This is a genomic window from Sphaerisporangium dianthi (genome assembly GCF_042654065.1).
In the GTDB taxonomy this organism is placed as follows: domain Bacteria; phylum Actinomycetota; class Actinomycetes; order Streptosporangiales; family Streptosporangiaceae; genus Sphaerisporangium; species Sphaerisporangium dianthi.
Genome location: NZ_JBHSFP010000055.1, coordinates 1 through 11,650, shown reverse-complemented (window position 1 = coordinate 11,650; position 11,650 = coordinate 1). Strand labels below are relative to the sequence as shown.

Genomic DNA, 11,650 nt, shown 5'->3' with positions numbered 1-11,650 from the left:
GACCTCGCACGCCCGCACCGGGGCGGTGAAGCGGTGACGCCGGCCCGGTCGTGGCTGCGCCGCCACGCGCCCCGCCCGTACGCCTCGGCGCGGGTGTTCTGCCTGCCGCACGCGGGCGGCTCGGCGAGCACCTACCGGGGCTGGGCCGCCGCGGCCCCCTGGGACGTCGAGTTCGTGGCCGTCCAGTACCCCGGTCACGAGGACCTGCTGGGCACCGGCCCCGCCGGCTCGATGCGGGAGCTGGCGGCCGGGGTCGCCGCCGCGGTGGAACCTCTCGCCGACGTGCCGTACCTGCTGTTCGGCCACAGCATGGGCGCGGTCGTCGCCTACGAGGCGGCCCGGAGGCTGGCGCGCCGCTCGCGCGGCCCGCATCGCCTGGTGGTCTCCGGGCGGCCCGCGCCGCACCGGTCCCGTCCCGGGACCGTCCATCTGAGCGGCGACGACGAGCTGGCCGCGCACCTGGCCCGGCTCGGGGGCACGCGGGACACGGTCCTGGACCACCCGGAGCTGCGGGCGTTCCTGCTTCCGATCGTCCGGCACGACTACCGGCTGACCGAGACCTACCGGCCGCTGCCCGGTCCCGCCCTCACGGCGCCGGTGACCGTCCTGTACGGCGTGGACGACCCGGAGGTCACCCGTGAGGAGGCCGAGGCGTGGGGCGCGTCCACCACCGGGCCGTGCGAGGTCCTCGCCTTCCCCGGCGGGCACTTCTACATCGCGCCGGACGGCGAGCCGGTGACCGCGGCCGTGGTCGAACGCGCCCGCGCCGGGTGCCCGGCCGGGACGCGCTGGCCGTCGACGCCGTGAGCGGCACCGTGCACGCAACACCGGGACCTGGGGTGGTGTCGAGGATGGCGTTGGTCGAAAGGGACACCGAGCTCGGCCGGCTGTCCGACCTCCTGGGCGCCTGCGCGCTCGGCGCCGGCGCCATCGCGATCGTCCGGGGGCCGGTGGCCGTCGGCAAGACCGAGTTGCTGCACACGTTCGCCCGCGACGTCGCCGCGCCGAGGGCCCGGTACCTCGGGGCCACCGGGTCGCCCGCCGAACGCGACCTGCCCTTCGGGCTGCTGTCCCAGCTCTTCCACGACGCGGTGGGCGAGCACGCCGAGCAGGCCGCCGCCGTGCCGCCCGCCGGGGGCGCCTTCACCGGCCGCGCCGATCCGCAGGTGCTGGACGGCGTGTGGCGGTTCGTGCGCGCCATGGCCGCCGGACGGCCGCTGGTGATCGGCGTGGACGACGTCGACCACGCCGACGACGCGTCGTTGCAGTGCCTGCTCTTCATCGCCCGGCGCGTCCGCCAGGCGCCGGTGATGCTGGTGCTCGGCGAGCGCGTCGGCATCGGTCCCGGGTCCTCCGTCTTCCGTGCCGAGCTGCTGCGCCAGCCGCACTGCGTGCAGATCCGGCTGGAGCGCCTGTCCTGCGACGGCGTCGCCGCGCTGCTGGCCCGCGACCTGGATCCCCGGGTGGCCCACGGCCTCGCCGCGCCGGCGTTCGAGGCCACCGGGGGCAACCCTCTGCTCGTGCAGGCGCTCGCCGAGGACTGGCAGGCCGCGGCGCGGTCCGGCGGTTTCCGCCAACCGGCGGGGCTGGTCATCGGCGACCGGTTCGCGGAAGCGGTGATGAGCTGCCTGTACCGCTGCGAGCACAACGCGCTGGCGGTGGCCCGCGCCGTCGCCGTGCTGGGCGAGCCGCATGGGTCCGCGATCGTCGCCCAGCTCGCCGGGCTCCACCCGGTCGAGACGGGCGCGACCACCGGCCTCCTCGAGGAGGCGGGCGTCCTGCGGCAGGGCCGTTACCGGCATCCTGTGGCGCGCGAGGCCGTGCTGCGGGAGCTGCCCTCCGGGCAGCGGGCCGAGCTGCACGCCGGCGCGGCGCGGCTCCTGCACGCCGAGGGCGCGCCGCCGACCTCGGTCGCCTGGCATCTGGTGGCCGCCGGGCGGGCCGCCGAGCCGTGGACGGCCTCGGTGCTGCAGGAGTCGGCGAACAACGCCACCGCGAGCGGCGAGTTCGACTTCGCGCTCGACTGCCTCAAGCTGGCCCACCACATGGCGGACGCCGACGAGCAGCAGCACGTCGCCGGACAGGCCGTGCTCGCCCGGACCGAGTGGAAGGCCGACCCCGCGCGGGTGGTCCGCCACCTCGACCGGCTCACCGACGCCCTCCACCAGGGACGGCTGGCCGGGGAGCAGGTGGCCGCGGCGTTCGAGTACCTGCTCTGGCACGGGCGGGGGGTCGAGGCCGCCCAGGCGCTGGGCCGGCTCTCCGGGGCGCCCCGCCTCGCGGAGGTCCGCGCCTGCCTCGAGTCGTGCTACCCGGCCCAGCGCGGAGCGGCCGGGAGGGCCACGCCGGTGCCGCGCTCCACGTCGTCGGTCACCACGATGCTCCGTGCCGCGGCGGGACGGTTCACCAGCGAGGAGGAGTACCTGTCCCAGGGGTTCGAGCTCGACGGCACACCGCTCGCGCCGCTCGCCGCGGCGCTGCTGGCGCTGGCCCGTCCGGCCCGGCTGGACAAGCTCGCCCCGTGGTGCCCGACGCTGCTGGAGGAGGCGGCGGGGCGCGGCACCCGCATCTGGCGGGGCCTGCTGACGGCGGTGCGCGCGGACCGGTCCCTGCTGCGCGGCGACCTTCCCGGCGCCGTCAAGCTCGCCGCCGAGGCGCTGACCGAGCTGTCCACCACAGGCTGGGGCGTGGTGATCGGCGCCCCGCTCGCCTGCGCGCTGCTCGCCATGGTCGAGATGGGCCGCGACGACGAGGCGGCCGCCTGGCTGTCGACGCCGGTGCCGGGCGCGCTCCTTGAGACGCCGTTCGGGCTGCGCTACCTGCAGGCACGCGGCCAGTACCAGCTCGCCTGCGGCCGCCCCTACGCCGCGCTGAGCGACTTCCAGGCGTGCGGGCGGCTCCTTTCGGCCTGGGAGGCCGACGATCCCGACGCGATGCCGTGGCGCATCGACGCCGCGCAGGCGCTGCTCCGCCTCGGCCGGCGGGCCGAGGCGCGCAAGCTGCTCAGCGAGCAGATCGCCCGGCTCGACGAGACCCGCGACCGGCGGACGCTCGGCCGCGCGCTGCGGCACCTGGCCGCGACGGCCGACACCCTGGACCGGCCCAAGCTGCTCGCCGAGTCCGTCCAGATGCTGCGGATGGCCGGCGACCAGCTCGAATACGCGCACGCCCTCGCCGACCTCGGCCGCGCGCACAGCGCGGCCGGCGACTCCCGGCGTGCCCGCGTCACGCTGCGCAGGGCCTGGCGGGTCGCCAAGGACTGCCAGGCCGAAGGGCTGGCCGGCAGCCTGCTGCCGAGCCTGGCCGCGACGCCGTCGGCGCGGACCCGGCTGCTGCCCAACGCGGACGGCACCGCAGAGCTGAGCGCCGCCGAGTACCGGGTCGGCGTGCTGGCGGCGCGCAACTACACCAACCGGCAGATCGCCAACCACCTGTGCATCACCGTGAGCACGGTCGAGCAGCATCTGACCCGGGTCTACCGCAAGCTCAAGGTGAGGAGCCGGGCCGATCTCCCGGTCTACCTCCAGATCGAGGAGGGCGAGCCGACCGGGACCGACCCGTGACGGCTGGCCGTGCCCAACCTGCACCGATATAAGCTGAGATGATTTTCGTACCCGTTACGATCACACACTGAGAGATCCCGCGATGCCCGTCGAACCGAGCTGACATGACCTCACCGCACCGATCCACCGATGGCAGGTCCCGCGGCGGCCGCCCCGCGAGGATCTCCCGCCAGGAGATCCTGGCCGCCGCCCGGCATCTCATCGAGAGCCAAGGCGTCGCTCACCTGACCATGCGGCAGCTCGCCGCGGCCATCGGCACCACGCCCATGGCGATCTACTATCACGTCAAGAACAAGGACGAACTGCTGCTCCTGCTGCTCGACGACTACGCCTCCAGCGTCCAGGCGCCGGTGCTGCCCGACGACCCTCGCGAGCGCCTGTTCATCACGGCGTGCTTCATGCACGACGTGCTCGCCGAGTGCCCGTGGATCGTCGAGATCCTCACCGCCGAGGACCTCCTGGCGGCTTCCGCGCTGTGGATCGTCGAGAACATCCTCGACTCCGCGATCCGCTGCGGGCTCACCCCTGAGCAGGCCGTTCACGCCTACAGGAGCATCTGGTACTACGCGGCGGGAGAGATCCTCGTCAGGGCCGCCTCGGTGTCCCGCCGGGCCGAGATGGACAAGCCGGTCTACCGCGACGAGCTGTTCACGCAACTGGACGCCGAGCGGCTGCCCCGGCTGGCAGCGCTGACCGACAGATGGACAGATCTGACCAGCCGGGACACCTTCAGGTCGGGCCTCGACGCCCTGGTGACCGGATTGCTCGTCATGCACGGCGCCGGGGCCGCGGCTCAGTTGTCGGCCGAGACCAGCCCGTAGGGGAACGTCCCGGCCAGGACGCCGGCACCGGGCTCGGAGGCTTCGGCGCATTCACGGGCATAGAGGCGCAGCAGTTCGTGCAGGTGGTAGCTGTGCTCGTGGTGCTGTTCGAGCAGGTGGGCGTTGCTGAGGATGCGCAGTGCGCGCAGCGCCTCCGCGACCGGTATGCCGCACAGCAGGGCCGTCTTGTCGGGGTGGATTCCAACGTCGGCGTGCCGGCCCAGCATCCGGAAGACGCGGGCGGCCTCGGCGGGCATGGCCTGGTAGGAGCAGGAGAACACGGTGCGCAACGTGGCGGAGTCGTCGCCCTCCACCGCGAGCAGGTCCAGGCGGCGGCGCTCGTCCCGCAGCCCCTGGACGACGCGCATGACGGCCATGCGCCGGTCTCCGGCGAGCGGCTCGGCCGCGATCCGCACCGCCAGTGGCAGGTGGCCGCACAGGTGGGCCAGCTCCCGGGAGGCGGCGAGCTCCTCGGCCACCCGCTCGGGCCCGAGCATGGCGCTCATCAGCCGCAGCGAGTCGTCCGGGCTGAACAGGGACAGCTGGATGCAGCGGGCGCCTTCGCGGACGCTCAGGCCGGTGAGCTGGTTGCGGCTCGTCACGATCACCTGGCAGGAGCTCGTCCCGGGCAGGAGCGGCCGCACCTGGTCCGCGTTGGCGGCGTTGTCCAGCACCAGGAGCACGCGTCTGCCCGACAGCAGGCTCCGGTAGGTGGCGACCCGGTCGTCGAGGTCGGACGGCATGGACCGCGCGGTCACACCGAGGCTGCGCAGCATGTACCCGAGCGCGTCGAACGCTGAGACGGGGGCGCAGGCGGGGTCGAAGCCGTGCAGGTCGATGAACAGCTGCCCGTCGGGGTAGTCACGGGCGACGCTGTGCGCCACGTGGACGGCGAGAGCCGTCTTCCCCGCCCCGGCGATGCCGTGGATGATCGCGACCGCGGGCGGTTCGCCCCTGGCCAGGACGTCGTCACGGGCCAGCGACCGCCTGAGCGCGGCCACCTCTTGCGTCCGGCCGACGAATCCCCTGATGGCCTGGGGAAGCTGCGCCGGCACCGGCCGGGGACTCACGGCGCCCGCGGGGTGCCAGGGGTGGCTCCGCGGCTGGGTGACCATGTTCAGCGTGACGTCGTTGGCGAGGATGCGGTCGTTCAGGTAGCGGAGCTCCGGGCCCGGTTCGATGCCGAGTTCCCGTACGAGCAGGGCGCGGGTCTCCCGGAAGACCCTGAGCGCGTCGGCCTGGCGGCCGCAGCGGTACAGGGTCAGCATGAGCAGCGCCCGAAGCTTCTCGCGCAGCGGGTGCACCGAGGTCAGGGCGACGAGGTTCGCCACGACGGCGCCGTGATGTCCCAACGCCAGCATCGCCTCCGCCCGCAGTTCGCTGGTGCGCAGCTTCACCTCGAGCAGCCGGGCGCGCTCCATGTCGGCGAACGGTCCGGGGACTCCGGAGTAGGCGTCGCCGTGCCACAGGGCGAGGGCCTTGTCGTAGAGCCGCACGGCGTCGTTGAGGTCGCCGGCCGCGTGCTCCTCCTGGGCGGAGGCGCACATCTGCGCGAACACCTCCGCGTCCAGTTCCGAGGGATCCATCCGCAACGTGTAGCCACCGCTTACGGAGAGGAGCAGTGACCCACATTCCCTACTTTGTCGATCTGGTTCTAGGGCTCGACGGAGACCGGAGATATAAGTGTGAACGCTGTTGGCGGCACTGGACGGCAATTCCTCGCCCCAGACCGCGTCGATCAATTCGTGGTGCAATACCACACGGTTGGCCTGCGCGGCCAGGACGCCGAAGACGGCGCGTTGCTTCGGTGGCCCGAGAGGGACTTCTCTGTCGTTCCTCCACGACCTGATCGGTCCCAGGAGCTGGACTTTCAGTGATTGCGCCGATGCGGGAGCCCATGACTCGCAGGAGGACCACAAATCGATTCCCTCATGTAATCGGCCGAAGTCTGTTGTAATTTCGTCCACCTTTCCCCCAGACAGTTTCACCTTTTCATCCACCATATCGGTATCTTCCGCTTATGTTAGTTTACGCGTACAGCTATAGCCGGTCAAGACATTAACGCAGAGTCACGGCATGCTGTAAGGAATGCTACCGAAACATTCCACTCCGTCACCTGCGGCTATTTTCCCCGCATTGATGGACAACGTTTCGGACATTTCCGGTCCGCGCGAGGAGGGCGAGGCGGGTGAGGTCAGTTCCCTCCGCCGCCGGGCCCGGCCTGGCCGCACGCCACGGCCAGCGGGGGCGGACCCTCGGAATGGGCCGCCAGCACGCGCGCCATCCGGCCCCGCGGCGCGTTGAACCACCGATGACGGCGGCCGTGATCGGCGTGCACGATCAGGGTGCGGCGCCGTTCCACCGGCAGCCACGCCGCCGCCACGTCCGCCCCGTCGGCCAGCACCCGGAAGTCCCACCTCACGGCGGCCGGGGCCACGCGCGCGGCGATCCCGTCCAGCAGCGCCCACTCCAGGTCGGCGTGATCCACGACCGGGACCACCGGAGACATGCCGGCCAGCGCCGGCTGAGGCGGCATGAGCATGCCGACGACCAGCGGCAGGCCCTGCCCGGCCGCCAGGTGCGCCGCCCGGTCCACCGCGGCGAGACTGCACGCGTGATGGTCGACCAGCACGACGATCTGGCGCGGCGCGTCAACGGCCTTCACCTGGACCTCCGCGCGGGCTGAGGGGTCATCACGGCCCTCATGGACGGCGCCGCGAGCTCTGCTTCAGCGCAGGGCGGGCAGTCCCGCCGCCCACCGGGCGACCGAGCGGGCCGTCGCCATGGCATGCTCCTCCAGCATCGAGAAGTGGTCGCCCGCCGCCTCCACCTGGTCGTGCGGGAGATCCCACGACGCCGCCGGCGCCGCCTCACCGTCCCCATAGGAGGTCACGGCCCGGACCAGCAGGGTGGGGGCAGTCAACGGACCCGGCCGCCAGCGCGCGAAGAGGCCGAAATAGGCGGCCATGCCGGTCAGGTTGTGGTCGTCGACCGTGGCGAACAGGCCGTCGCGCTCCAGCATGCTCCGGATCATCACGTCCTGCCGGCCGAGCCCGCCCACGCGCCTCGGGGTGTCGAGCAGGACGACCCCTGCCGGGACGGCGCCGCGGGCCTCCAGCGCCTCGGCCAGGGCGTGGGCCGCCCAGCCGCCCGCCGACCGCCCGACGAGCAGCACGGGCAGGCGCCCGGCGATTTCCAGCACGGTCTCGGCGTGCAGGGCTGCGAGCACCTCGACGGAGGCCGGGAGAGGCTCACCGGGCAGGAACCCCGGGTGAGGCAGCGCGACCGCCGACAGGGCGTCGCCGAACCCGGCGGCCAGCCGCGCGTACTCGTGCGGGCCGGAGATCGCGCTGAAAGAGGGCAGGCAGACGGCCACCGGCCCGTCCCCGCGCGGCCCGAACCAGACGGGCGCGGGCCGCCGTGCGAGCTCGGCGGGCACGGCGAAGGCCGGGCGCAGACGCGCGGCGGCCTCGGCCAGCCCGGCGGCCTCCGCGGGCCGGCCCTCGCCGGCCGCCCGGAGGTACAGCCGGGTGAGCAGGCCGGCCGCCTCGGGGACCATCTCCGGGCCCGCTCCCGCCCCTCGCCGGCCCAGCCGCGCGCCGAGGTCCGCGGCCAGGGAGGTCAGATCGGGGTGCTCGAAGACCAGCGGCGCGGGCAGGCTCAGACCGGTCAGCCGGTTCAGGCGGTCGCGCAGTTCGAGCGCCGTCAGCGAGTCGAAGCCCAGTTCCAGAAGAGACCGGTCGACCGGGACGGCCGCGTCGGAGGGGTGGCCGAGCACCTCGGCCACCTGGCACCGCAGGCGCTCCAGCAGGACGTGCGGCCCTTCGCTTCCGTTCAGGACGTCCGGCCCTTCAGCCCTCGTCAGGACGCCCGGCCGTTCGCTTCCGCTCAGGGTGTCCGGCCCTTCGGTCCCTCTCAGGGCGTCCGGCCGTTCGCTTCCGGCCAGGGCGGCGGGTCCGCCGTCCGGCGAGCCGCCGGAGGCGCCCGGAGCGGGCGCGGCCGGGGCGGACCCGCGGGGCACGAGCGTCACGTCGCCGGCGGCGCTCTCCTCCAGCCAGTAGCCGCGCCGCTGGAAGGGGTAGGCCGGCAGGTCCACCAGGCGGCCGTGCCAGAGGTCGCCGAGCGCCTCCCAGCGCACCGGCGCGCCGTGGACGTGCAGGCGGGCCACCGCGCTCAGGAACGACGCCGGCTCCGGCCGCCCCGCGCGCAGCGCCGGGGCGAACACCTGGGCGCCGGCGTCGGGGACGAGGCGCCGGACCAGCGCGCTCAGCACGCCGTCCGGGCCCGCCTCGATCCACCGCACGACGCCGGGCGCGCGCGCCACGGCGTCGGTGAACCGGACGGGCCGCCGCACGTGCTCCACCCAGTGGCCGGGGTCGGTGACCTCGGCGGGAAGCCCGGCCAGGGTCGGCCGCCGCAGCTCGACCGTGTCGGCCACCGCCCGGAAGTCCTCGAGCATCGGGTCCATCAGCGGGGAGTGGAAGGCGTGGCTCACCGTCAGCCGCTTGACGCGCACGCCGCGCTCGCGCCAGCCCCGCTCCACCGCGGCGACCACCTCCTCCGCCCCGGAGATGACCACCGACGACGGGCCGTTGACCGCCGCGAGTCCCGCCCTGTCCTCCATTCCCGCGAGGGCCTCCAGCGCCTCGGCCTCGGTGACCTCCGCCGCCACCATCGCCCCGCCTCGCGGCAGGGCCTGCATGAGACGGCCCCGCGCCTCGACGAGGCGGCAGGCGTCCTCCAGCGTGAGCACGCCCGCGACGTGGGCCGCCGCCAGCTCGCCGACCGAGTGGCCGACCACGGCGTCCACCTCGACGCCGAGCCAGGACAGCAGCCGGAATATCGACACCTCGACGGTGAACAGGGCCACCTGCGCGAAGCCGGTCTGGTCCAGGCGGGGGTCCGGCGCCGGCCCGAACACGACCTCCGCCAGCGGGACGCCGGTCAGCCGGGCTATCGCGTCGAAGGATTCGGCGAAGACCGGGAAACGCGCGTGCAGTTCCCGCCCCATCCCCCACCGCTGGGCGCCCTGCCCGGTGAACAGCACTCCCGTGCCGCCGGCCGTCACCGTGCCGGCGATCTCGGTCCTCTGTCCCGGCCCGTCCAGGATCACCGCTCTGTGCTCGAACGCCGCGCGCCTGGCCAGCGTGTACGCCACGTCCTCCCGGCGCGGGCGCGGGTCGGCGTCCACCCGCGCGGCCAGGCGCGCGAGCTGGTCGCGTAGCGCCTCGGCGGAGCGGGCGGAGACCGGCCAGGGCACGAGCTCCGGCTCGTCCGCGGCGCGCCCGGGCTCCTCCTCGGGCACGGCCTCCAAGATCACGTGCGCGTTGGTCCCGCTGATGCCGAAGGAGGAGACGGCGGCCCGGCGCGGCCGGCCGGCGCCGGGCCAGGGGCGGGGCCGGGTCAGCAGTTCCACCGCGCCCGCCGACCAGTCCACGTGCCCGGACGGCTCGTCGGCGTGCAGGGTCGGCGGCAGCACGCCGCGCCGCATCGCCTCGACCATCTTGATCACCCCGCCGGCGCCCGCCGCCGCCTGGGCGTGGCCGATGTTCGACTTCATCGACCCCAGGTACAACGGCGGCCCGTCGCCGCGGTCCTGCCCGTAGGTGGCCAGCAGGGCCTGCGCCTCGATCGGGTCCCCCAGCACGGTGCCGGTGCCGTGTCCCTCCACCGCGTCGACGTCGGCGGCCGACAGGCCCGCGGCGGACAGCGCCTGGCGGATGAGCCGCTGCTGGGAGGGGCCGTTCGGCGCGGTCAGCCCGTGCGAGGCGCCGTCCTGGTTCACCGCGGAGGAGCGCATCACCGCGAGGACCCGGTGCCCGCGCTCCCGCGCGTCCGGCAGCCGCTCCACCACCAGGACCCCGACGCCCTCGGCCCAGCCCGTCCCGTCCGCGCCCGCGCCGAAGGCCCGGCAGCGCCCGTCCCCCGACAGGCCGCGCTGCCTGCTGAAGGAGAAGAACGCGCGCGGGGTCGCCATGACGGTGACGCCTCCGGCCAGCGCGAGATCGCATTCACCGGCCCGCAGCGCCGCCGCCGCCGAGTGCAGCGCCACCAGCGACGACGAGCAGGCCGTGTCCACGGTGACCGCCGGCCCCTCCAGCCCGAGGGTGTAGGCCACCCTGCCGGAGGCGACGGCGCCGGACAGGCCGGTGACGAGGTAGGGCTCGATCGCGCCGGGGACCCCGGTGGTGGAGGAGGCGTAGTCGTGGTGCACCACGCCGGCGAACACGCCGGTGCGGCTGCCGCGCAGGGCCAGCGGGTCGATGCCGGCGTGCTCGAACGCCTCCCAGGAGGTCTCCAGCAGCAGACGCTGCTGCGGGTCCATCGCCAGGGCCTCCCGGGGGGAGATCCCGAAGAACTCCGCGTCGAAGTCTCCCGCGTCGTGCAGGAAACCCCCCGCACAGGAGTACGTCGTGCCCGGTTCGTCCGGATCGGGGTGGTAGACGCGTTCGAGGTCCCAGCCCCGGTTGGCGGGAAAGCCCGAGATGCCCTCGCCGCCGGAGAGGACCATCCGCCAGAGGTCCTCCGGGGAGCGCACGCCCCCGGGGAAGCGGCACGCCATGCCGACGATGGCGATCGGCTCGCGGGCCGCGGCCTCGATCTTGCGGAGCCGGGCGCGCGTCTCGTGCAGCTCCGCGGTGACCTTCTTGAGGTAGTCGACCAGTTTCCGCTCGTCGCCGGCCACGTCAGGTTCCCATCAGTTCGTTGTCGATGAAGTCGAAGAGCTCTTCGGTGGTCGACGCCTCGATCTTGCGCGTGACGCTCGCCCCGTCCGGAGCCTCCCCGGCTTCCGTGGCGGCGCCGGCGAGCCGGTCCAGGAGGGAGCGGAGCCGGTCGGCGACCCGCTCGCGCGCGAGGGCGTCGAGGCTCTCGCGCTCGACGCCCTCCTCCAGCCGCGCCAGCCGGTCGAAGACCCCGTGCCCTGACTCGGCGGCGGCGGGGCCGAGGAGCCCGGCCAGCAGGTAGGCGGCCATGGCCTCGGGCGTCGGATGGTCGAAGACGAAGGTCTTGGGCAGGTCGAGCCCGGTCCGTGCGGCGAGGCGGCCGCGCAGTTCCACCGCGGCGACCGAGTCCAGGCCGAGGTCCGCCACGCTGTGGCGCGCGTCGATGTCGGCCGGGCCGGCGAACCCCGCGATGTCGGCGACCTGGCCGCGCACGAGCTCGTCCACCGTCTGCGACCGAAGGCGCTCCGGGAGCTCCCGCAGCCGCGCGCGCAGACGCTCCGCGGCGCCGCCCGAGCCCTCGGCGGCGGCGCGGCGGCGCGGC

General features: G+C 74.2%; 7 protein-coding genes and 1 pseudogene. 3 read left to right on the top strand and 5 right to left on the bottom strand.

Going from position 1 to position 11,650, the window contains the following annotated elements; all coding sequences use genetic code 11:
* Positions 1-33: 33 nt before the first annotated feature.
* The 3 genes from ACFO60_RS38600 (at position 34) to ACFO60_RS38590 (ending at position 4,384) form a co-directional block, all read left to right on the top strand.
* Positions 34-807, top strand: coding sequence for a thioesterase II family protein (locus ACFO60_RS38600; RefSeq protein ID WP_380851696.1), 774 nt, complete (start codon positions 34-36; stop codon positions 805-807).
* A 44-nt stretch (positions 808-851) separates the two neighbouring features.
* Positions 852-3,563: an AAA family ATPase gene (locus tag ACFO60_RS38595; RefSeq protein ID WP_380851693.1), complete on the top strand. Its 2,712-nt coding sequence runs from the start codon at positions 852-854 to the stop codon at positions 3,561-3,563.
* Positions 3,564-3,667: 104 nt separating this feature from the next.
* Positions 3,668-4,384, top strand: coding sequence for a TetR/AcrR family transcriptional regulator (locus ACFO60_RS38590; protein ID WP_380851690.1), 717 nt, complete (start codon positions 3,668-3,670; stop codon positions 4,382-4,384).
* On the opposite strand, the gene ACFO60_RS38585 is transcribed toward ACFO60_RS38590, so the two are convergent.
* The 5 genes and pseudogenes from ACFO60_RS38585 to ACFO60_RS38565 form a co-directional block, all read right to left on the bottom strand.
* Complete coding sequence (locus ACFO60_RS38585; protein ID WP_380851732.1) at positions 4,357-5,970, bottom strand: BTAD domain-containing putative transcriptional regulator; 1,614 nt, start codon at positions 5,968-5,970, stop codon at positions 4,357-4,359. The two genes, ACFO60_RS38590 and ACFO60_RS38585, sit on opposite strands and share 28 nt — an antisense overlap.
* 60 nt (positions 5,971-6,030) lie before the next feature.
* Positions 6,031-6,387 (bottom strand): annotated as a pseudogene (locus tag ACFO60_RS38580) (AfsR/SARP family transcriptional regulator); the annotation flags it as partial.
* A gap of 191 nt (positions 6,388-6,578) precedes the next feature.
* Complete coding sequence (locus ACFO60_RS38575; RefSeq protein ID WP_380851687.1) at positions 6,579-7,049, bottom strand: hypothetical protein; 471 nt, start codon at positions 7,047-7,049, stop codon at positions 6,579-6,581.
* Positions 7,050-7,112: 63 nt separating this feature from the next.
* Complete coding sequence (locus tag ACFO60_RS38570; protein WP_380851684.1) at positions 7,113-11,069, bottom strand: type I polyketide synthase; 3,957 nt, start codon at positions 11,067-11,069, stop codon at positions 7,113-7,115.
* A 1-nt stretch (position 11,070) separates the two neighbouring features.
* A partial coding sequence (locus ACFO60_RS38565) for a phosphopantetheine-binding protein (RefSeq protein ID WP_380851681.1) occupies positions 11,071-11,650 on the bottom strand: 580 nt, incomplete at its 5' end.

Coding starts and splice junctions, on each gene's coding strand:
- ACFO60_RS38595 (WP_380851693.1), top strand. CDS start 852: ATGGCGTTGGTCGAAAGGGACACCGAGCTCGGCCGGCTGTCCGACCTC.
- ACFO60_RS38590 (WP_380851690.1), top strand. CDS start 3,668: ATGACCTCACCGCACCGATCCACCGATGGCAGGTCCCGCGGCGGCCGC.
- ACFO60_RS38585 (WP_380851732.1), bottom strand. CDS start 5,970: ATGGATCCCTCGGAACTGGACGCGGAGGTGTTCGCGCAGATGTGCGCC.